The organism is Streptomyces sp. NPDC086519, from assembly GCF_040686075.1.
Classification (GTDB): Bacteria; Actinomycetota; Actinomycetes; order Streptomycetales; family Streptomycetaceae; genus Streptomyces; species Streptomyces shenzhenensis.
Genome location: NZ_JBFBJL010000002.1, coordinates 402154 through 422581, shown reverse-complemented (window position 1 = coordinate 422581; position 20428 = coordinate 402154). Strand labels below are relative to the sequence as shown.

The window sequence follows — 20428 nt, the reverse complement described above, 5'->3', positions numbered from 1 at the left end:
CCGGCTTCCCGCCGGCCGGGGCTCCTGCTCACCGGAGGGCGTCGACCAGCAGGTTCGCGGCCACCGCCGCTCCGTCGGTGCGGATCTCGGCGCCCAGCGCCTCGGCGCGCGCACGGGTCTCGGGTGCCAGGGCCGTCTTGAACGCCAGGCTCAGGGAGTCGACGGCCGGAGCGGGACCGTCGAGTGCCGCGCCGATGCCCAGGTCCGCCACCCGGCCGGCCCAGTACGGGTTGTCCGACAGCTGGACGGCCACCACCACCTGCGGGACGCCAGCCCGGGCGGCCGTCGCCGTGGTGCCCGCGCCGCCGTGGTGCACCACGGCGGCCACCTCGCGGAACAGACGCTGGTGGTTGACCTCGCCGACGGCGAAGCAGTCGTCCCGGTCGTCGACCAGGCCGAGGTCCGCCCAGCCGCGGGAGACGAGTGCGCGGTAGCCCTGTGCGCGGAGCGCCTCGATGACCGAGCGGGCGATGTCCTGCGGCGGGATCATGCTGCCGAAGCCCACGTAGACCGGCGGATCGCCCGCCTCCAGGAAGCTCACCAGGTCGGCGGGGAGCGGCCGTTCGTCCGGCAGGCTCCAGGTGCCGGTCTGTGTCACGTCGAGGCCCGGGGTCTCGCGCCACGGTCCCAGGGCCGGGTCCGCCGCCAGCCACGGGCGGTCGGTGAGGACGTGGTCGCGGACGTTCTCCACCGGTGGCAGGCCGATCGACGCCCGGTGGTCGTTGAGGGTCTCGCCGAACTCCGCGTTCACGGCGCGGGCGTCAAGCTCCCAACGCGTCCGGTTGTCGGGCACCTCCGGCTCCGGCCAGCCCGGTCGCGGCGGCGGGGCGTGGTACGGGGACGGCAGGTGGACCGCCGCGTAGCTCGCGTACACGTAGCGGACGCCCGCGGCCTCGGCGGCGGACCGCGCGGCTATCTGGGCCAGGCCGGCCGCCACCAGGGCGTCGCATCCGTCGAGCGCCGCGGGGAAGACGTCGAACTGCGTGCCGACCAGCTCGGTCCGGTACCGGGACAGGTCCGCCGCCGACGGCAGGGCCGTGCCGCGCATCAACTCGCGGACCGGCGGGCCGACGGGCACCGGTTGTATCCCGAGACCGTCCAGGCGCTGTGCGAACTCCTCGTCCGGCGGGACGCACATCCGCACCTCCACGCCGAGCGCCCGTAACCGCACCGCGAGTGCCACCAGCGGTTCTACATCGCCACGCGTTCCGTATGTGGACAACAACACCCGCATTCCGCGCCCTCTTTCGCTCCGGCTTCCCATGCGTTTCGGTCCGTACCCTCCGGGGCTTCGGGCAATGCCCGTTTACGGCGTTGCGGTCGGGCGTAGGAATATGCGGGCAGCAGGGCGCCGTCCTCGGTGGCCGCGGGGAGCGCCGGCGTGCCTTCCAGGCCGGCTTCCGATCGTCAACACAACCTGAGGGCTGCTCCATGCATGGTTCGTCAGTGTTCATACCTGATGTTTCGGTCATCCTGCCCTGCGCTGGATTCGGAACGCGATTCAGCGCGCCCTACCCGAAGGAGTTGCACTGCCTGGCTCCCGGGGTCACGGTCCTGGACCGCAGTCTGGAGGCCGTTGTCAACCTGGCGAAAAGCGGACTCAATGTGCGTCTGGTCGTCGTGTTCGGGGCGCATAAAATGGACACCGTGCGTTATCTCGCGCGTTATGCGGAGACCTTTCAAATGGTTTTCGTGTACCAGAACGAGTCGTTTGAACCGGGTCTCGACGGAGCGATCCGGTCCGCCCTGCCCATGACGCAGGGGCCGGTGGCGCTGGTCCTGCCTGACATCGTTGTTTCCGACGCGGACGGCGCCGGCAGTCTCCTCGCCGCGCTGCGGCACACGGCGGTGACGGGGTGGAGCGTCGTGGCCGCCGAAGAGCGGGATCCCGGCATCCTGCGGCAGATGGGCGCGCTGGCCGTGGTCGAGACGGGCGGCTTCCTGACGGTGGGGGCGGCCATCGACAAGCCGACGGATCCTTCGGGCTTCAACGCCTTCTGGGGCATGGTCGCGGCCGCCGAGAACGAGGCGCACCGGTTACCCGACGTGGTGGCGGAAGGGGCGGCCAGCCCCCTGGCCGGTGCGGTCGCTCACATGGTGGAGCAGATCGTCAACTACAACACTCCGGAGGGCTGAACTGCCGGGCGCCGACCTCCCGGGCGCCGGGCGCCCGGCGCCGGGCGAACGGCTCGGGTGGGGCGGGGCAGGGCAGGTGCGGGCCGCGCTGCCGGAGGCGAGCCGGCAGGCGGTGGCCGGGCGAGCCGCGCCTTGACGCCGACCGCGCGGTGCCTCGGGTCGTGCGAGCCGCTGAAACGGATCGTGTGTAGTAGACAGACGGATGTGTGAACTCCCGCTCACGATGGCGCCCGCCCCGCCGCCGTCCGCTGGTGTCAATGCGGCCGCGGGCGTAGAGCCGAAGAGACGCGGAGTGCCGCGGCCGAGGTCCCGGAGCGCTTGCCGATCTGTGCGCCGGCAGTCGGCGGGCGGCCGCCAGGTCGGGCGGTTCGCCTGGCGGGAGAGTGGATGGCCCGGGATCTCGATCCCGGGCCGTCTGTCGTTCTGTCGTCCTGTTCAGTCGGCCAGCGGGAAGTGGCAGGCCACCTGGCGGCCGGAGGTGGCCGGTGCGAGCCGGGGGCGTTCCGTCGTGCACCGCTCCCGGGCGTAGGGGCAGCGGGTGCGGAACGGGCAACCCGTGGGCTTGTCCGCAGGGTTGGGCACCTCGCCCGTCAGGACGATCCGTTCCCGGGGCGGCCCGTCGTCCGCGAGCCTGCCGTCGTCGATGTCCGGGACCGCCGACAGCAGGGCCTGGGTGTACGGGTGGGCGGGGGCCGTGTACACCGCCTCCGTTGCGGCGAGTTCGACGATCTCGCCGAGGTACATGACGGCGATCCGGTCCGACACGTGCCGTACGACGCCGAGGTCGTGCGCGATGAAGACGTAGGTGAGGGCGAACTCCTCCTGGAGGTCGGCGAACAGGTTCAGCACCTGGGCCTGGATCGACACGTCGAGCGCGGACACCGGTTCGTCGGCGACGATCAGCCTCGGGTTGGTGGCCAGGGCTCGCGCGATGCCGATGCGCTGGCGCTGGCCGCCGGAGAACTCGTGCGGGTACCGGTCCAGATGGGCCGCCGCCAGCCCTACGACGTCGAAGAGCTCGGCGACCCGCCGGCGCACCGCGCCCGCGTCGCCGTACCGGTGCACGAGCAGCGGCTCGGCGACGATGTCCCCGGCGCGGCGGCGGGGGTTGAGGGAGGCCTGCGGGTCCTGGAAGACCAACTGCATGCCCGGCCGTACCGGGCGCAGCCGGCGCGTGGAGAGGGTCGAGATGTCCTGTCCGCCGAACTCGATCCGCCCGCCGGTGAGTTCCGTGAGCCGGACCAGGCAGCGGCCCAGCGTGGACTTGCCGCAGCCCGACTCGCCGACGACACCGAGGGTCTCGCCGCCGCGCACCTCCAGGGAGACCCCGTCGACGGCGCGCAGGACCCGGCGCGGGCCGCGCAGAGGATAGTGCTTGGTGACGTCCGTGGCGCGCAGCAGCACCTCGTCCGCGGCAACGGTCGTCCCGTCCTGTGCTGTCGTCACGACGCCACCTCCGTGTCCCTGCCCTGCTTCTCGTCCTGCTCCCCGCTCTGTTCTTCGCCGGCCGCTCGTGCGGTCAGCCGCAGTCCCGCGCGGTCGTCCGGCGGGAGCCAGCACGCGTCCAGGTGGGAGGCGTCGTCGCCGAGGGTCAGCACGGGCCGCTCATCGCAACGGTCGTGGCGCAGCCGGCAGCGCGGGGCGAACGCGCAGCCCTCCGGGAGGGCACCGGGTGAGACCGGTACGCCCGCGATGGTGGGCAGCCTGCGCAGCCGGGGACCGCCCACGCGGGGCACCGAGTCCAGCAGGCCCCACGTGTACGGGTGCCGCGGGCCGTGGAACACCGCCCGCCGGGGGCCCTCCTCGGCGGCCCGGCCGCCGTACATGACGAGGACCCGGTCGGCGATCTGCGAGACCACGCCCATGTCGTGGGTGATGAGCACCATCGCCGAACCCCGGGTGTTCAACTCCCGCATCAGATCGAGGATCTGCGCCTGGACCGTGACGTCCAGCGCCGTGGTCGGTTCGTCGGCGATCAGCAGCGCGGGATCGCAGGAGAGGGCCATCGCGATGACCGCGCGCTGGCGCATGCCGCCGGAGAACTCGTGCGGGTAGGCGTGCACCCTGGAGGCCGCGTCGGGGATGCCGACGTCGGAGAGCAGTCGTACCGCGCGGGCCTCGGCCTCCTTGCGGGAGACCCGCTCGTGTGCCCGGATCTGCTCGGCGATCTGCCAGCCCACGGTGTAGACGGGGGTCAGTGCCGTCATCGGATCCTGGAAGACCATGGCGATCTCCCGGCCGCGTACCGCCCGCATCTCCTTGCCGGGCAGGGTCAGCAGGTCCCGTCCCCGGAAGCGGACCTCGCCCGAAACGGTGACGTTCGGGTTGGTCAGCAGCTGCAGCACGGCCAGCATCGACACGCTCTTGCCCGAGCCCGACTCGCCCACCACGCCCAGGACCTCGCCGGGCGCGACGGAGAAGGAGAGTCCGTCGACGGCGGTCACCAGGCCTTGGCGGGTGCGGAACCGCACCCTCAGGTCACGTACGTCCAGCAGGGGTTCAGGCATGGCGGGCCCTCGGGTCGAGTCGCGCGTACAGGATGTCCACCAGGGCGTTGGCCAGGACCACGAAGAACGCCGCGTACAGCACGGTCCCCATGATCACCGGCAGGTCGAGGTTCTGGAGGGCGTCGTAGGTGAGCTTGCCGATGCCGGGCAGCCCGAAGACCACCTCGGTCAGCAGCGCGGCCCCGCCGACGAGCGCGCCGAAGTCCAGGCCGAACAACGACACGATCGGGATCAGGGAGCAGCGCAGCGCGTGCCGGAGCAGGATCCGCCGTTCCGAGAGGCCCTTGGCGCGGGCCGTGCGGACGTAGTCCTCGCCCAGCGCGGTGACGACCTCGCCGCGCAGCAGCCGGGCGTAGATCCCGGCGTACAGCAGGGCCAGGGTCAGCCAGGGGAAGAGCATGTGCAGTGCCCACTGGCCGGGGTTCTGGCCCAGGCCGACGTAGCCGGGCGGCGGCACCCAGGAGAAGAGGGAGTCGTGGAACTGCTTCTGGGTGAGGAGGTTGACGACCTCGCCGAGCCAGTAGGCCGGCAGGGAGACGCCGACGACACCGACCAGCATGATCAGCGGGTCGGCGGCCTTGCCGCGCAGGGTCGCCGCCGCCGTGCCCATGAGGATCCCGGCCGTCATCCAGATCAAGGCCGCGCCGACGACCAGCGAGAGGGTGACGGGGGTGGCCTGCAGGATCTGCGGGATCACCTTGGAGCCGCGGTTGACGAACGACTCCAGGTCCCGGTCGATCAGCAGGTGCCGCATCATCAGCAGATAGCGGACGGGCAGCGGCCGGTCGAGGCCGAAGGAGTGCCGCACCTGGGCGAGGGTCGCCGCGTCGGCGTTGCGGCCCGCGATCCGGGCCGCCGGGTCGACGCCCGGGGTGGCGAAGAAGATCAGGAACACCAGCACGCTGATCGCGAACATCACCAGCAGGGCCGAGCCGAAGCGTTTGAGGGCGAAGACGAGCATGGGGTCACATCCCTCCGCGCAGCCGGGCGCTCGGGTCGAGGGCGTCGCGCACCCCGTCACCGAGGACGTTGAGCGCGGCCGTGGTCAGCGCGATCAGCAGACCGGGGGCGATGGTCACGGCGGGGCGGGTGTAGAGCAGCCCCAGACCGTCCTGGATGATCGTGCCCCAGCTGGCGTCGGGCGGCTGGACGCCCACCGACAGGAAGGACAGCGCCGACTCGGTCAGCATGGCCAGCGCGGTCATCAGCGGCACGAACACGATGGCCGTGGGCACCACGTTGGGGAGCACCTCGCGACGCAGGATGCGCGAGGTGGGGGCGCCGGAGCCGATGGCCGCCTGGATGTACTCCTTGTTGCGCAGTACCAGCACCTGACCGCGCAACGGCCGCGCGATGTACGGCACGTAGATAGCCGCGATGATCGTGATCGGCAGCCAGAGACTTCCGGCCTCCACGGTGACGGGGCCCAGTGTGAGGCCGTTCGTGAGGAGGACCACCGAGAGACAGATGGCCAGCAGGTACACCGGGAACGCCCAGATGACGTCCAGGATCCGGGAGACGACCGAGTCCACGACGCCGCCCGCGTACCCGGCGACCACTCCTACGGCCGTTCCGACGGCGCAGGTCAGCAGGGCCGCCGTCACCCCGATGAACAGGCTCGTCCGGCCGCCGTACAGCAGGCGGGCCATGACGTCGCGGCCCTGGTTGTCGGCGCCGAGGAAGTAGTGGGCGGGGTTCCAGGTCGGGCCGATGGGTGTGACGCCGAGGCCGAGGCCGGTGCTGCTCGGGGTGAGCACCGGCACTGTCTTGCCGTCGACGACCGTGGTGCCGGAGACATCGGACCGGAACGGGTCGGTGTGGGCGATGTGGTCCGCGTACAGCGGTGCGCACAGAGTCGCCAGTACGACGAGGAGCAGGACCGCGGCGGCGGCCAGTGCCGACCTGTTGCGGAGCAGGTCGGAGGCGGCCGTCCGCCAGGGGCCCGGCGAGCGCGGGGCCCCGGTCGACGGGGCAGCAGGGGTCACTTCACCCACAGTTGCCCGACCAGCATGTAGAACTGCTTGCTGAACCGGTAGTCGCCCACCCGGCGCGAGGTGAAGTCGATCATCTTCGGGTTGATCAGCGGGACCACCGGCGACTCGCCCATGATCTCCTGGTCGATGGCGCCCCACTGCTTGTCCGCGCTCGTCCGGTCGGTCTGCGCGGTCTTGATCGCCGTCTGCATCCGGGCGTCGACACTCTTGTCGCAGAACCCGGAGATGTTGATGCTGGAGTCGCTGCCGGGGTGGTAACTGGCGCAGGACAGGAGCACGTTGAGGAAGTCGGAGGCCGCCGGATAGTCCTGGTACCAGGAGGTCAGGGCCAGCTGCACCTTGTTCTTGGTGTTCTGGATGTAGGTGAACTGGATGTTCGCCGACAGCGGCTTGAGCGTCGCCTTGTAGCCGAGCTGGGTGAGCAGGCTCTGGAGGTACTGCCCGATCGATTTGTTGACGTCGTCGTCCTGGACGACGATCCCGACCTCCTGCCCGGCCGTGCCGGACTTCTTCACCAGCTCCTTGGCCTTGGCGAGGTCCGCGGCCTTCCAGGTGGTGCCGCCGCCCTTGGTGTAGTCGCACGTGTCGACGTGCCCGGGGAAGCCGGGCGGCAGGATCGTGCAGGCCGGTGAGGCGAGGTTCGTGCCGCCGTACAGCCGGACGACCGCGGACCGGTCGACCGCGTAGTTGATCGCCTGGCGTGCCAGCTTGTTGTCGAACGGCGCCATGTTGACGTTGAGCGTCGCGTACCAGAACGCGGTCAGCGGGTTCACGTGCGCCTGGGAGGCGTACTTGGTGCCGATCTCGTTGAGCCGGTCGGCGGGCGGCGCGTCGAACATCCAGTCCGCCTGGCCGTTCTCGATGGCGGTCACCTCCGACTCGACCGTCTGGCCGAAGGTGTAGTCGACGGCGTCGGGGTAGGCCTGGGGCTGTGCCTCGCGCGACCACTCCTTGAAGTGCGGGTTGCGGACGAGTTCGAGCGCCCGGTTCGGGTCGTAGGAGGCCGCCATGTACGGGCCGGTCGACGGGAGCGGTTGGGTGCCCGCGTCCTTCGCGGGCGAGTCCTTCGGCACGATGCTGGCGTGCGGGACGGCCAGCTTGTACTCGAACTCCGGGTCGGCGGCGGTCAGGTTGACGGTGACCGTGCCGGTCTTCGCGTCGCCGATCACGCCCTTGGGCAGGGTGCAGGAGGCAGGCGTCTTCAGGCAGGCGTCGGCGCCGACGATGCCGTTGTAGAAGGTGCCCGCGGTGGGGCTGGAGACCTTGAAGATCCGCTCGAAGGACGCCACCACGTCGTCGGTGGTCAGGGCCTTGCCGTTGGAGAAGGTGACGCCCTTGCGGAGGGTGAAGGTGTAGGTCCTGCCGCCGTTGGAGACCTTCGGCATGGCCGTGGCCAGGTCGGGGACGACGGTGAAGGACTTCTGCCCGTTCACCTTCTTGAAGGCGAGCAGTCCGTCGTACATCGACTGGTACAACTGCCAGTACTGGAGCGTGTAGTTGACCTGCGGGTCGAAGCTGCCCGCCGCCGCGTGCGCGACGAGCTTCAGGGTGCCGCCCTTGTGCTGCGGCTGGAAGGCGGAGGAACCCGAGCCGGAGGAGGAGGCGCCGGGATTCGAGGAGGAGCCGTCGTCGGAGGACGAACAGGCGGCGGCGGTCAGGGCGAGCGCCACGGTGGCGGCGGCGAACGCGCCCCGTCTGGCGCGGTGCGGTAGGACACTGCGAGGCATGGCGGGGAACTCCTTGGTCGGGAATCAGTCGGTGGAGTCGAGGAACTCGCCGACGACCCGGAGGTAGAGCTCCTCCTCCTCGACGTGCGGCATGTGGCTCGAATGCTCGAACATGTGCCAGCGCACATCGGGGATGCGGTCGGCGAAGGGGCGGACGGTGTCGGGAGTGGCCTCGTCGAACCGTCCCGACACCAGCAGGGTCGGTGCCTCGATCAGGTGCAGCCGGTCGATGACGGACCAGTCCTTGAGGGTGCCGACGACGTGGAACTCGTTCGGGCCGTTCATCGTGTGGTACACGGTCGGATCGGCCTCGATGGTGTCCCAGGTCGCCTGTACCTCGGGCGGATTGGGGGTGAGGCGGCAGACGTGGCGCTCGTTGAAGACCTGTTCGGCCGCCCGGTAGTCGGGATGGTCCGTGGTGCCGGCCGCCTCGTGGGCGAGCAGGGTTCGCTGGACCTCCTGCGGCAGTGCGGCGCGCAGCTCGGCCGCCGCCTTGAGCCACAGCTCCATGGACGCCGGGGAGTTGGCGATGACCAGGCCGCGCAGGCCGGGCGGGCGGCGCACCGCGTGCTCGGCGGCGAGCATGCCGCCCCAGGACTGGCCGAGGAGGTGGTAGGCGTCGGCGATGCCCAGTTCCCCGAGCAGGGTGTCGAGTTCGTCGAGGAAGAGCTGGACGGTCCAGAAGTCGGCGCCCTTGGCGGGCAGATGGGTGGAGCGTCCGGTGCCGAGCTGGTCGTAGTGGATCACGGGGCGGCCCTGCCGGGAGATGCCCGCGATGCTGAGCGTGTAGGAGTGACCGGCGCCGGGGCCGCCGTGCAGGACCACCAGGGGTGTCCTGCCCGGTTCGCCGGTGATCCGGTACCAGGTGGAACAGCCGTTGAAGTCGACGGTTCCGGTGTGGTTCGGTTCGGGGATCGCCACGGGGAAGCCTCCCAGACCGGCCGGAATCAGCCGACCGCTGTCTGAAAAATAGGTGGGGTGTGACGGATGGGTGAGATAGTGATGGGGAAAAAGGTCAGTCCACAAGACCTTTTGGCTGGGACGGGGCAAGACGTAACGGGGGGTTTACGTGGCTCACGTCCGTTTACAGAAGCGACGATTTTGGGGAGGACAGCTGACATCCGCACCTGAACCAGCCGGAGCGTCAGGGGCACCCGAGGTATCCGGGTCCCGGGGTGCCGGTGACGAGTACTCGCGCCTGATCGACCGCGTCCTCCTCGGCGGCAGCCCGTCGTCGGCGCTGCGCCCGGTGCGGGTGACCTCGGCGGTCGACGAGGTCGCCGACCGGCTCCTCACCGCGATCGCGGTGGGCGACTTCCTGCCCGGCGAACGGCTGCCGGCCGAGCGTGAGCTCACCGGGCTGCTGCATGTCAGCCGCCCCACCGTGCGCGAGGCCGTCGGGCGGCTCCAGGCCCTCGGGGTCATCGAGATCCGCCGGGGCCGCAACGGCGGGGCGTTCGTGCGGGACAGCTGGAGCGAGTCGTCCGGGGCCGCGGTCCGGCGGACGCTGCTGCCCCGTTGGGAGGAGTTCGAGCAGCTCTTCGACCTGCGTGGGCTGGTGGAGGGCATGGTGGCCGCGACGGCGGCACGGCGCCGGCGGCCCGAGGATCTGGCGCCGATGCGGGAGGCCCTGTCCGCGCATCTCTCCGCGACCACGCCCCGCGAGGAGCAGGCCGCCGACAGCGCCTTCCACCTCGCCATCTGCGAGGCCACCCACAACCCTCAGATCGCCCGGCTCAGCCGCGAACTGCTGACCCGGATCAGCCTCGGCTTCCCGATCGAACCGTGGGGGAAGGGCGAGCGCAGCCACTTCCACCGGGCGGGCGAGGGGCACACCGCCCTCTATGAGGCGATCGCGGCGGGGGAGCCGGAGCGGGCGGAGGAGATCGCCCGGGAACACTTCATGATCAGCGCGGAGATGATCCGGGGGGTGCTGGCTCGGGTGAGGGGGGAACAGGCGGGGTGAGGCCGGGCCGGGGGCCGCAGCGCAGGCGCCGGGGTGGCGGCGGTCGTTCGTGGGGCTCGCGTGGGGTCGCAGTGGGGGGCCGGGGTGGCCGGGAGCGGGGGGTGCGCGTGTGGTCGGTGCCGTGGTGGCGGGCGATGTGCGGGGTGGGGGTGAAGGGGGTGCGGGGCGGGGGCCGTCGGCGGTTCCTGTCACCCGCGCTCCCGCAGTGCCACCACCCCCGCCGCCCCCAGCGCCGCCACGCCGGCCGACACCGCCATTGCCACGTCCGCCCCGTGGGCCAGGCCGCCGCCGGACGACGTGGCGATGGCGATGGTCAGGGCCACGCCCGCGCAGGAGCCGATGTAGCGGAAGGTCTGCTGGGCGCCCGAGCCCATCGCGGCCCGGGTGGCGGGGACGGACTCCACCGCCAGGAGGGGGAGCGCGGCGTTGAGGAGGCCGCTGCCCACGCCGCCCAGCACCAGGCCCGGCAGCAGCCGGGGCCAGGAGCCCGCGTCCAGGGCGCCCAGCATGGTCAGCGCGCCGCCCGCGTGGAGCAGGAAACCGGCGGCGAGTTGCCAGCGCGGTGCGACCCGGCCCGCCAGGCGCTTCGCCTGGAGCGCCACGGTGAAGGACAGGCCGGACCAGAGCAGGAACAGCCACGCGGTGTCCATCGCGGACATCCCCAGCGTCTGTTGCAGCAGCGCCGGCAGGTAGCTGAACAGGCCTATCACCGTCAGGCCCGTGACCAGGCCGCTGAGGGAGGAGACCAGGAAGCGGGGGGTGCGGAAGAGGGCCAGGTCGATCATCGGGGTGGGCGAGAAGCGGCGCTCGATCAGGGCGAAGGCGCCCAGCAGGACGAGTGTCGCCGCCAGCAGCAGGGCCACCGGTGCGCGCAGCCAGCCGTCCCGGCCCAGGGTCAGGGCGGCCACCAGGGCCACCAGTGCCAGGCCGAAGGTCAGCGCCCCGGCGATGTCCGGGCGGCCGCCGCGGGGTGAGCGGGACTCGGTCAGTGTGCGGAAGGAGACCCCGGCCACCAGCAGCGCGGCGGCGCCCAGGACCGCGTACGCCACCCGCCAGCCGGGCATCGCGCCCGCGACCAGCGGGCCGAGGGCGATGCCGCCGCTCACGAACGCGCCCCACACGCCCGTCGCGTGCAGCCGGCCGCGCGGGCTCGGGAACGCGGCCACCAGCAGGCCCAGGCTGCTCGCCAGGATCGCCGCGCTGGCCGCGCCCTGCGCCACCCGGGCCAGGGTGAACGCCCAGGTGGAGGTCGTCAGGCCGCCGAGGGCGGTGGTCAGGCCGAGGGCGAGGGTGCCGGCGACGAAGACGCGGCGGCGGCCGTAGTCGTCGGCCAGGCTGCCCGCCACCAGGAGCAGGGCGGCGAGGCCGAGCGGGGTGCCGTTCAGCAGCCAGGCCTGGGCGGAGAGGGGCGTGTGCAGGGCGGCGACAGTGTCCGGGAGCGTGACCACCGGGGCGGTGTACGTCATCAGGGCCACGGCGGTCGCGGCGCTGGTGAGGGCCAGGGTGGGGCGGCCGCTCCGGGTGGGGGCGGCGGCGTCTTCCGTGACGGGCGCAGGGCCTACACGCTTCACAGTTCTTTCATTGAACCCAGTCATGGAGGTACCGTAACACTGCTGGTTCGTTCATTGAACCTACTGCTGGGAAACTGACTAAGGTGGACCCCATGGCACTGGGCAAGGACTACGCGACACAGGAGTGCTCGATCGCCCGCGCGCTGGAGGTCGTCGGCGAGCGCTGGACCCTGCTCGTGGTCCGCGACGCGCTCTACGGCGTACGGCGCTACAACGACTTCCTCGTCCACCTCGGCATCCCGCGCGCAGTCCTGTCGGCCCGCCTGAAGACGCTCACCGAGGAGGGGATCCTGGAGAAGCGCCGGTACCAGGAGTCGCCGCCCCGGGACGAGTACGTCGTCACCGAGCGCGGGATCGCGCTGTGGCCCACGCTGCGCGCCCTCGCACTCTGGGGGCGCGAGCAGCTCATGGACCGCCGGCTGCGCTACTTCCGGCACGCTGACTGCGGGACCGAACTCGGCCCGTACGGCGAATGCCCCGCCTGCGGAACCGTCGTACCCGTCGCGGACGTTCTCATCACGCCGGGGCCGGGACTCGACCCCGACCCGGCGGACCCGGTCAGCCGGGCGCTCCTCAAGCCCAAGAGGCTCCTGGAGCCGCTGGAGACGGAGCACGTGTGAGCGGCCGCCCATGGTCCAGTACGTGAACAAGCTCTTGCCCGCTGCACGTCCATCTTGGAGGATCGACCAGTCCTCCGATGGCTGCACCCATCGGCCGGGCGACTGCTGTCAAGGGAGATGGTGACGACCATGAAGCTGCTGCGAGTCGGTACGGCGGGGGCGGAGCGCCCCGCGCTGCTCGACGCCGAGGGTGTCCTGCGGGACCTGACGGGGATCGTCGACGACATCGACGGGGCACTGCTCGCCGACGACGCGGCCCTCGGCCGGGTCCGGGCCGCCGCCGACGCCGGGGAGCTGCCCGCGCTCGACGCCACCGGGCTGCGGATCGGGCCGCCGCTGGGGCGGATCGGGAAGGTCGTGTGCATCGGACTCAACTACCACGACCACGCCCGCGAGACGGGGGCCGAGCCGCCGGCCGAGCCGGTCGTCTTCTTCAAGGCCGCGGACACGGTCGTGGGGCCGCACGACACCGTGCTGGTGCCGCGCGGGTCCGTGAAGACCGACTGGGAGGTGGAGCTGGCGGTCGTCATCGGGCGCACGGCCCGCTACGTGGCCGACGACGAGGACCCGCTGGCGTACGTCGCCGGGTACGCCGTGGCGCACGACGTCTCCGAGCGGGAGTTCCAGATCGAGCGGGGCGGGACCTGGGACAAGGGGAAGAACTGCGAGACGTTCAACCCGCTCGGGCCGTGGCTGGTCACCGCGGACGAGGTCGGCGATCCGCAGGACCTGTCGCTGAAGCTCTGGGTGAACGGCGAGCTCAAGCAGGACGGGACCACGGCCGAGCAGATCTTCTCGGTCGCCGAGGTCGTGCGGTACGTCAGCCAGTTCATGGTGCTGTACCCGGGGGACGTCATCAACACCGGGACTCCGGCGGGGGTGGCGATGGGAGCGCCGGAGCCGAAGCCGTTCCTGCGGGCCGGGGACGTGGTGGAGCTGGAGATCGCGGGGCTTGGCCGGCAGCGGCAGGAGTTGAAGAACGCCTGAGTGGCAGCGGGTGCTCTGCGCGGGCGGGTGCAGCTTCCTCGTGGTTGCTCGCGCAGTTCCCCGCACCCCTATTGGTCGGCTACGCCGCCATCCAATATTTGTCTGCTACGCCTCCAAAAACCTCTCCAGCGCCTCCACCACGAAACGGTGGTCCTGGAGTTGGGGCAGGCCCGAGACCGTCACGGCGCCGATCACGCCCACGTTCTCCACGGTGATCGGGAAGGAGCCGCCGTGGGCCGCGTACTTGTCCGGATCCAGGCGGGAGGACTCCTCGAAGGTCGTGCCCTTGGCGCGGAAGCGGGCGCCGACCAGGTAGGAGGGCGAGCCGTAGCGCTCGACCACGGCGCGCTTGCGAGTGATCCAGGCGTCGTTGTCGGGAGTCGAGCCGGGCAGGGCCGCGTGGAAGAGCTGCTGGCCGGCGCGGTGGATGTCGACGGCGACGGGGGCCTGGCGCTCCCGGGCCATCTCCACCAGCAGGGTGCCGAGGGCCCACGCGTCGTCGTTCGTGAACTGCCGGAACACCAGGCGGCGTTCCTCCTTCTCCAACTCCTCCACGGACGGGGTGAGTTCGGGGATGGTCTTCGGGGTGAGCTGCGGGTGCTGCATCAGAGGGTCACCGTCACCTTGTCTCGCGCCGAGCGGCGGGCTGCTTCCAGTATGTCCAGGGCGGCGGCCGCCTCCAGCGCGGTCACCGGGTTGGGACCCTCGCCCCGCAGGGCACGGGCCACGGCCGCGTAGTACGCGGGGTAGTCGCCGGGGAGGGTGGGGACGGCGCGGCCGCCGCCGGTGACCGGGGACTCTCCGGCGCCCAGACGGCCGTAGCGGGACTCCGGTTCGAGGCCCCAGGCCTGGTCCGGGGCGCCCGGGCGCCTGCCCGCGCGCAGGGCGTCCTCCTGCGGGTCCAGGCCGTACTTGACGTAACCGGCCTTCGAGCCCAGCACCCGGAAGCGCGGGCCGAGTTGGGCCGCCGTCGCCGAGACGTAGAGGTGGGAGCGGACGCCGCTCGCGTGCGTGAGCGCGATGAAGGTGTCGTCGTCGGTCTCGGCGCCGCTCCGGCGGATCACCGACTCGGCGTACACCTCGGTGGCGGGGCCGAAGAGGACCAGGGCCTGGTCGACGACGTGGCTGCCGAGGTCGTAGAGGAGACCTCCGATCTCTGCCGGGTCGCCGGACTCGCGCCAGCCGCCCTTGGGCTGTGGGCGCCAGCGTTCGAAGCGGGACTCGAAGCGCCAGGGGTCGCCCAGCGAACCGTCTTCGAGGAGGCCGCGCAGGGTGAGGAAGTCGTTGTCCCAGCGGCGGTTCTGGAAGACCGAGAGCAGCAGACCCTGCTCCTCGGCGAGGGCGGCCAGCTCGCGTGCCTCGGCGGCGGTGCCGGCGACCGGCTTGTCGACCACGACCGGCAGGCCCGCCTTGAGGGCGGTCGTCGCCAGCGGGACGTGCGTCCTGTTCGGGGACGCGATGACGACGAGGTCGAGCTCGGCACTCCGGTCGAACAGCTCGTCGGGGCCGGCGACGGTCCGCACGTCCGGGAACTCGGCCTCGGCCCGCGCCTGCCGCTCGGGGTCCGAGGTGACCACCGTGTCCAGGGCGAGGCCCTCGACGGCGGCGATCAGGGGGGCGTGGAAGACGGATCCGGCGAGGCCGTAGCCGATGAGGCCGACGCGCAGGGGAGGGGCAGCTGTCATGCCTCCCACTTTCGCAACGCTGTTGCCAAAGTGCAAGTGGGAGGGAGAATGGATGGCGTGAACAGGACGAGGAGCGGGCGGCCGGGTGCGGCCGGGGCGAATCTGCCGGCCATGCGCAGCCACAACACCGCGCTGGTGCTGGACCTGCTGCGCACGGCGGGGGAGGGCGGCATCAGCCGGCTCGAACTGGCCGAGCGGACCGGGCTCACTCCGCAGGCCGTCAGCAAGATCACCGCCCGGCTGCGCGAGGAGGGCCTCGCCGCGGAGGCGGGGCGGCGCGCGTCCACGGGGGGCAAGCCGGCCACCGTACTGCGGCTGGTGCCGGACGCCGGGCACGCGGTGGGGATCCAGCTGGACCGGGACGAAGCGCGTGCGGTGCTCGTCGACCTCGACGGCACGGTGGTGGCGGCGCGGCGGGCGGCGGTGGACCTGGGGGCCGGGGCGGAGGCCGTGCTGGGCGCGGTCGTGGAGCTGGCCGGGGAGCTGGTCGCGCGCGGCGGCGACTCGTTGCTCGGGGTCGGGGTCGGGGCACCCGGTCCGCTCGACCACGGCCACGGGGTGCTGCACCGGGTCACCGGGTTCCCCGAGTGGGACGGTTTCCCGCTGCGGGACGCGCTCGCCGAGCGGCTCGGGGTGCCGGTCGTCGTCGACAAGGACAGCAACGCGGCGGCCCTCGGACTCGCCGTCGGCGGCGAGGGCGGCTCCTTCGCCTGCCTGCTCCTCGGTACGGGGCTGGGCGCCGGCCTGGTGATCGGCGGCACCGTGCACCGGGGGGCGCGCACCGGAGCCGGGGAGTTCGGGCACCAGGTGGTCCAGCTCGACGGGCCGCCCTGCCACTGCGGCGACCGCGGCTGCATCGAGGCGCTGTGCCTGGCGGCGGTGGCCCGCGGCGACCTGGCCGAGGCCGCGCGGGTCCTCGGCGTCGGCGCCGCGAACCTGGCCGGCCTGCTCGACATCGACCTCGTGCTGCTCGGCGGCCGGACGATCGCCGCCGCGCCGGAGCCCTTCGTACGGGGGGTCGCCGCCGTCCTCGACGCCCACACCCGGCGCGAGGGCAGCCTGCGTACGACGGTCCCCGTGCGCCTCGCCCCCGGCGGCGGCCAGGGGGTCGCGGAGGGCGCGGCGCAACTGCTGCTCGCCCCGCTGTTCGGGCGGGCGGACGGTTGACGGTGGACGGTTGACGGCGCGGCTGACGCCGGACGGCGGAGGGCTGACGGGGGAGGGCTGACGGCGCGGCTGACGCCGGACGGCGGAGGGCTGGCGGTGGCGGGTTCACGCCGGACGGTTGACGGCGCGGCTGACGCCGGACGGCTGACGGCAGAGGGCTGTTCGGGCGGACTCCGGCCGCCGTGCGGAGTGGCGGCCGCCCGGTCACGGCGGTGCGCGGCAGGATCACATGATCATGCGATGGACCACGTACCTGTCCCCCTGCCTGGCCGCCGCAGCCGTCACCGCCGCCGTGCTCGCCTCCGCACCGCGGGCGACGGCCGCCCCCGCCGTCGCCGAGGCGTCCTGCACGGGCGCCGACGATCAGAACTTCCCCCTCACCACCCGCCTGCACGGCGGCCCCACGTCCTACGACCCCGGTGGCGGCTACGGCACCTGGTACCTCGACCTCACCAACACCACCGGCCGCATCTGCGCCGACGTCCACCCGGTCGTCGTCCTCGTCGACGACAAGCGTGTCCTCAAGCCGTCCCAGACCGAGCTGGAGTTCTACGACGGCCCGCGCACCCGCCCGGTACCGCTGACGCAGACCGACGAGTCCGAGCTGGTCGGCGTGTTCGACGGGGCCGACTTCCCGGGACTCACCGTGGCGCCCGGGGCGACCGTATCGGTCAAGGTGCGACTCGCCGTCACCTCCGACGCCGTACCGAACGGCGTCACGGTCAACGCGGCCGTCGTCCAGCGGCGTGGGTCGGACGGCGAGTGGGTGGGGGAGTCGAACGACTACCGCTTCGGTATCGCGGGCGAGGCACCGCCACGGCCCACGAGCCTCGCCCCCGCCGTGCCGACCGGCGGCTCCTCGACGGCCGACCCGCGGACGCCTCGGGGGACCAGCCCCCAGAGCCCTGACAGTCCCGGCACCAGCAGCCCGGGGGCCAGCGCCGAAGCGACCCCCGGGAGCACCCCCGCCGCCTCCCCCGGCGGCAGCGCCCCGGCCCGCACCGACGAGGCCGGAGGAGCTGACGAGGCCGGAGGAGTCGACGAGGCCGGAGGAGCCGGGGAGGGCCAGGGAGTCGGGGACGGCCGCGGGGCCCTGGACGCCGAGGGTGCCTGGGAGGCCGGGGAACGCGCCCGCGAGCTCGCCCGCACCGGCACCGGAGTGGCCCGTGGGCTGCTCGCGGCCTCCGCCGCCCTGCTCGCCGTAGGAGCGAGCGCGTTCCTGCTGGCACGCCGGCGGCGGTGACCCGCATCCGGCCTGGGCGGCGGCCACCCGCGGTCCGCGCGACCGTGCCGGTGCCGGCGGTGACGCCTGTCCGGGCGGGCGGGTGTCGATGACGGCGGTGCCCCCTGTCCCGGCAGGCGGGTGCCGTCTGCGGTCATCCCCGCGTGGGACCGCCCGAATGACCAGGCGTCCGGCACCCCCGGCATCCGCTCCGCTCCGGCAGGCGGTGACGGCGGATCTGCGGGAGTCGAAGGATCCGCCGGTGCAAGGGCACGACGCGGCGTCGCACTGCGCGCCGGAGGACGCGGTGTCGCTGCCCGCAGGGGGGCGCGCCGTGGCTGAGGTCGTTCGTCGGCCGCGTGTGGTGCGTGGCTTGTCGCGCAGTTCCCCGCGCCCCTTCAGGTGGGCTGCGGTGCCGCCTGTCGCAGGGCCCGGGCTCGGTCGGCGTTCGACAGGAACCTGACGTCGTACGTCGCGGTCCGGAAGCCGGCGACCGGGAGCTGACCGGCAGGTGAACCGGGCATTCCCGGGTGATCCGGTGTGTGTCTAGTCTGGGGGCGTCGGTACGCCGTGGTTCCGGCGCCCCAGCTCACGTATGTCCCGCACGTACGCCATCCGCACGCCAGGAGACGCACCACATGGCAGAGCGCAAGCCCATCGAGTCGTGGCTCACCGACATGGACGGGGTCCTCATCCACGAGGGGGTCCCGATCCCCGGAGCGGACGCCTTCCTGAAGAAGCTGCGGGAGTCCGGACGGCCCTTCCTGGTGCTCACCAACAACTCCATCTACACCGCCCGTGACCTGCACGCACGGCTGCGCCGGATGGGGCTCGACGTGCCGGTGGACAACATATGGACGTCGGCGCTGGCCACCGCCCAGTTCCTGGACGACCAGCGGCCCGGCGGCAGCGCCTACGTCATCGGCGAGGCCGGCCTGACCACCGCGCTGCACGACATCGGGTACATCCTCACCGACCACGAGCCCGACTTCGTCATCCTCGGCGAGACCCGCACCTACTCCTTCGAGGCGCTGACCAAGGCCGTACGGCTGATCAACGACGGCGCCCGGTTCATCGCCACCAACCCCGACAACGTCGGCCCGTCCACCCAGGGCGACCTGCCCGCCACCGGCTCGGTCGCCGCGCTGATCACCGCCGCGACCGGCAAGAAGCCGTACTTCGTCGGCAAGCCCAACCCGCTGATGATGCGGGCCGGACTCAACGCGATCGGCGCCCACTCGGAGACCTCGGCGATGATCGGCGACCGGATGGACACCGACGTCCTCGCCGGCCTGGAGGCCGGCATGCGCACCTTCCTGGTGCTCTCCGGCGTCACCCAGCCGGACGACGTCGACCGCTACCCCTTCCGGCCCTCCGAGGTCGTCGAGTCGATCGCGGACCTCGTCGACCTGATCTGAACCGCCTCCGACCGGCGGCCACCAAACCTGTCACCACCCGTACGGAGCAACAAGGCGCCCCCCGAGGATGCGGGGGCGCCCGGTGCGGGGGAGCCTCCAGATATCTGGAGGTTCACGATGGGCTCACTTCGCCTCACTTTCTGTACCGGACTCCTGGCCTGCGCCGCCGGACTCGCCCCGACAGCCGCCCACGCGGCGGACGGCCAGGGCGTCACCGTGACCCCGGCTTCCCCGCCCGCCGGGTCCGTCGTGGCGCTGCGGGTCAGCGGCTGCTCCGGTACGACCGGCACCGCCGCCTCGACGGCCTTCGTCTCGGACGCCCGGCTCGGCGGCACCGGCGGCGCCCTGACCGGCCGGGCCCAGGTCCGCTCCACGATCGGCGCCGGCACCTACACCGTGCATGTCAGCTGCGCCGGCTCCGCCGCCACCGGCAACGTCAGCGTCGTATCGCAGTCGTCGTCGCAACTGCCGCAGTCGCTCCGGCAGGACGTGCCCGGTGCGGTGCCCGCCTCGCCGGTCGCGCCCGTGCACGCGGGCGGCGGCGGCACCGCGCCGCTCACTTCGGCGGAGTCCCGCTCGGCCGGTCCCGACACCGCGCAGGCGGTGACCGGCCTGCTCCTCGCCGCCTTCGCCGCGGCCGCCGTCGGGCTGCTGAGCGTCCGCCGCGGCCGCGGCTCGCGCTGAGGACGGGAGCACGATGTCCGACGACACCGAACGTTCCCCCGGCACCGGACGGCTGCTGACCGGGGTGGCCTGGGCGATCCTGCTGCTCGGGCTGTGGCTGTGGGGCCGCGGGGTCACCGAGATACCCGACGGGATGACGGGCCCCACCACGGGTGACGTGGCCGCCGTCGGCCGCCCCCCGTCCGGCCCCGAACTCCCGCCCGCCGCCAAGCCGTTGACCTCGGCCGTACCCGAGCGCGTCGACATACCGGAACTGGGCGTGCAGGCCCCCGTGGTGGCCCGCGGCCTCGACCGGGACGGCGGGATCGACCCGCCCCCCTTCGACCAGCCCGGCGTGGTCGGCTGGTACGGCTCCGGGACCGGCCCCGGCGCGGCCGGCACCGCGGTCCTGGTCGGGCACGTCGACACCGAGACCCGGCCCGCCGTCTTCTACAAGATCAGCACGATGCGCCCCGGCGAGACGATCCGCGTGGTCCGCGCCGACAACACGGTCGCCGAGTTCACCGTCGACGACGTCCGGGTGCTGCCCCGCGACCACTTCGACGCGCAACAGGCCTACGGGACCCGGGAGTCGGGCCGTGCCGAGCTCCGTCTGATCACCTGCGGCGGAACCTTCGACCGGACGACCCACAGCTACACGGCGAACGTGGTCGTCTCGGCGTACCTCACCGGCACCTCTGTATAGGGCGTCCGTACCGGGCCCGCCTGTGGCCCGGTCGGCGGTCCGCTCCGCTGAGACCGCCG

At 72.4% G+C, this 20428-nt stretch carries 19 protein-coding genes; 9 read left to right on the top strand and 10 right to left on the bottom strand.

Translation table 11 applies throughout. The features are described 5' to 3' along the window. Positions 1-28: 28 nt before the first annotated feature. A complete protein-coding gene (locus AB0P24_RS04125; RefSeq protein WP_365790613.1) occupies positions 29-1234 on the bottom strand; it encodes a glycosyltransferase in 1206 nt (401 codons plus the stop codon). A 212-nt stretch (positions 1235-1446) separates the two neighbouring features. On the opposite strand from AB0P24_RS04125, the gene AB0P24_RS04120 reads away from it, so the two are divergent. Further along, positions 1447-2136: a hypothetical protein gene (locus AB0P24_RS04120; RefSeq protein WP_365790612.1), complete on the top strand. Its 690-nt coding sequence runs from the start codon at positions 1447-1449 to the stop codon at positions 2134-2136. A 435-nt stretch (positions 2137-2571) separates the two neighbouring features. Here the strand turns inward: AB0P24_RS04120 and AB0P24_RS04115 are convergent, their stop codons facing one another. The 6 genes from AB0P24_RS04115 to AB0P24_RS04090 are packed head-to-tail and all read right to left on the bottom strand — an operon-like array spanning position 2572 to position 9285. Then, positions 2572-3582, bottom strand: coding sequence for an oligopeptide/dipeptide ABC transporter ATP-binding protein (locus tag AB0P24_RS04115; protein ID WP_365790611.1), 1011 nt, complete (start codon positions 3580-3582; stop codon positions 2572-2574). Beyond that, positions 3579-4643 (bottom strand): ABC transporter ATP-binding protein, encoded by a 1065-nt coding sequence (locus AB0P24_RS04110; RefSeq protein ID WP_365790610.1) that lies wholly within the window; start codon positions 4641-4643, stop codon positions 3579-3581. Before AB0P24_RS04110 ends, AB0P24_RS04115 begins: the two co-directional genes overlap by 4 nt. After that, positions 4636-5604, bottom strand: a complete 969-nt coding sequence (locus AB0P24_RS04105) for an ABC transporter permease (RefSeq protein ID WP_365790609.1) — start codon at positions 5602-5604, stop codon at positions 4636-4638. Before AB0P24_RS04105 ends, AB0P24_RS04110 begins: the two co-directional genes overlap by 8 nt. Before the next feature lie 4 nt (positions 5605-5608). Beyond that, positions 5609-6628 (bottom strand): ABC transporter permease, encoded by a 1020-nt coding sequence (locus AB0P24_RS04100; RefSeq protein WP_365790608.1) that lies wholly within the window; start codon positions 6626-6628, stop codon positions 5609-5611. Then, entirely contained in the window at positions 6625-8364 is a 1740-nt protein-coding gene (locus AB0P24_RS04095; protein WP_365790607.1) for an ABC transporter substrate-binding protein, read from the bottom strand. Before AB0P24_RS04095 ends, AB0P24_RS04100 begins: the two co-directional genes overlap by 4 nt. A 24-nt stretch (positions 8365-8388) precedes the next feature. Further along, the gene (locus AB0P24_RS04090; protein WP_365790606.1) at positions 8389-9285 is read right to left on the bottom strand and encodes a proline iminopeptidase-family hydrolase; all 897 of its coding nucleotides are present in this window, start codon (positions 9283-9285) and stop codon (positions 8389-8391) included. 328 nt (positions 9286-9613) lie between these two features. Between AB0P24_RS04090 and AB0P24_RS04085 the strand changes: the two genes are divergently transcribed. After that, complete coding sequence (locus AB0P24_RS04085) at positions 9614-10330, top strand: FCD domain-containing protein (protein ID WP_365790605.1); 717 nt, start codon at positions 9614-9616, stop codon at positions 10328-10330. A gap of 188 nt (positions 10331-10518) precedes the next feature. Here AB0P24_RS04085 and AB0P24_RS04080 read toward each other — a convergent pair whose 3' ends face one another. Beyond that, entirely contained in the window at positions 10519-11832 is a 1314-nt protein-coding gene (locus tag AB0P24_RS04080; RefSeq protein ID WP_365790682.1) for an MFS transporter, read from the bottom strand. Positions 11833-11993: 161 nt separating this feature from the next. Here AB0P24_RS04080 and AB0P24_RS04075 point away from each other — a divergent pair, with 161 nt between their 5' ends. Together AB0P24_RS04075 and AB0P24_RS04070 are read left to right on the top strand one after the other, a co-directional pair. Further along, the gene (locus AB0P24_RS04075) at positions 11994-12521 is read left to right on the top strand and encodes a helix-turn-helix domain-containing protein (protein WP_365790604.1); all 528 of its coding nucleotides are present in this window, start codon (positions 11994-11996) and stop codon (positions 12519-12521) included. A 129-nt stretch (positions 12522-12650) separates the two neighbouring features. Beyond that, positions 12651-13508, top strand: a complete 858-nt coding sequence (locus tag AB0P24_RS04070) for a fumarylacetoacetate hydrolase family protein (RefSeq protein ID WP_365790603.1) — start codon at positions 12651-12653, stop codon at positions 13506-13508. A gap of 105 nt (positions 13509-13613) precedes the next feature. Here the strand turns inward: AB0P24_RS04070 and AB0P24_RS04065 are convergent, their stop codons facing one another. Further along, positions 13614-14114 carry a heme-degrading domain-containing protein gene (locus tag AB0P24_RS04065; protein WP_365790602.1) on the bottom strand — a complete coding sequence of 167 codons (501 nt, stop codon included), beginning with the start codon at positions 14112-14114 and terminating at the stop codon, positions 13614-13616. After that, a complete protein-coding gene (locus AB0P24_RS04060) occupies positions 14114-15193 on the bottom strand; it encodes a Gfo/Idh/MocA family oxidoreductase (protein WP_365790601.1) in 1080 nt (359 codons plus the stop codon). Before AB0P24_RS04060 ends, AB0P24_RS04065 begins: the two co-directional genes overlap by 1 nt. A 111-nt stretch (positions 15194-15304) precedes the next feature. On the opposite strand from AB0P24_RS04060, the gene AB0P24_RS04055 reads away from it, so the two are divergent. From AB0P24_RS04055 to AB0P24_RS04035, 5 genes are all read left to right on the top strand, one after another. Next, complete coding sequence (locus AB0P24_RS04055; RefSeq protein WP_365790681.1) at positions 15305-16360, top strand: ROK family transcriptional regulator; 1056 nt, start codon at positions 15305-15307, stop codon at positions 16358-16360. 235 nt (positions 16361-16595) lie between these two features. Then, positions 16596-17603, top strand: a complete 1008-nt coding sequence (locus tag AB0P24_RS04050) for a hypothetical protein (protein ID WP_365790600.1) — start codon at positions 16596-16598, stop codon at positions 17601-17603. A gap of 617 nt (positions 17604-18220) precedes the next feature. Next, entirely contained in the window at positions 18221-19000 is a 780-nt protein-coding gene (locus AB0P24_RS04045; RefSeq protein WP_365790599.1) for an HAD-IIA family hydrolase, read from the top strand. Between the two features lie 117 nt (positions 19001-19117). Next, on the top strand, positions 19118-19684 hold the full coding sequence (locus AB0P24_RS04040) for a hypothetical protein (protein WP_365790598.1): 567 nt from the start codon (positions 19118-19120) through the stop codon (positions 19682-19684). Positions 19685-19697: 13 nt separating this feature from the next. Next, entirely contained in the window at positions 19698-20369 is a 672-nt protein-coding gene (locus AB0P24_RS04035) for a class F sortase (protein WP_365790597.1), read from the top strand. Positions 20370-20428 lie beyond the last annotated feature (59 nt).

Excerpts from the sequence above, each read along its gene's own strand:
- AB0P24_RS04110 (WP_365790610.1), bottom strand. The coding sequence starts at position 4,643 with ATGCCTGAACCCCTGCTGGACGTACGTGACCTGAGGGTGCGGTTCCGC.
- AB0P24_RS04125 (WP_365790613.1), bottom strand. The coding sequence starts at position 1,234 with ATGCGGGTGTTGTTGTCCACATACGGAACGCGTGGCGATGTAGAACCG.
- AB0P24_RS04045 (WP_365790599.1), top strand. The coding sequence starts at position 18,221 with ATGGCAGAGCGCAAGCCCATCGAGTCGTGGCTCACCGACATGGACGGG.
- AB0P24_RS04055 (WP_365790681.1), top strand. The coding sequence starts at position 15,305 with ATGCGCAGCCACAACACCGCGCTGGTGCTGGACCTGCTGCGCACGGCG.
- AB0P24_RS04060 (WP_365790601.1), bottom strand. The coding sequence starts at position 15,193 with ATGACAGCTGCCCCTCCCCTGCGCGTCGGCCTCATCGGCTACGGCCTC.
- AB0P24_RS04095 (WP_365790607.1), bottom strand. The coding sequence starts at position 8,364 with ATGCCTCGCAGTGTCCTACCGCACCGCGCCAGACGGGGCGCGTTCGCC.
- AB0P24_RS04070 (WP_365790603.1), top strand. The coding sequence starts at position 12,651 with ATGAAGCTGCTGCGAGTCGGTACGGCGGGGGCGGAGCGCCCCGCGCTG.
- AB0P24_RS04035 (WP_365790597.1), top strand. The coding sequence starts at position 19,698 with ATGTCCGACGACACCGAACGTTCCCCCGGCACCGGACGGCTGCTGACC.
- AB0P24_RS04050 (WP_365790600.1), top strand. The coding sequence starts at position 16,596 with ATGCGATGGACCACGTACCTGTCCCCCTGCCTGGCCGCCGCAGCCGTC.
- AB0P24_RS04065 (WP_365790602.1), bottom strand. The coding sequence starts at position 14,114 with ATGCAGCACCCGCAGCTCACCCCGAAGACCATCCCCGAACTCACCCCG.
- AB0P24_RS04040 (WP_365790598.1), top strand. The coding sequence starts at position 19,118 with ATGGGCTCACTTCGCCTCACTTTCTGTACCGGACTCCTGGCCTGCGCC.
- AB0P24_RS04105 (WP_365790609.1), bottom strand. The coding sequence starts at position 5,604 with ATGCTCGTCTTCGCCCTCAAACGCTTCGGCTCGGCCCTGCTGGTGATG.
- AB0P24_RS04075 (WP_365790604.1), top strand. The coding sequence starts at position 11,994 with ATGGCACTGGGCAAGGACTACGCGACACAGGAGTGCTCGATCGCCCGC.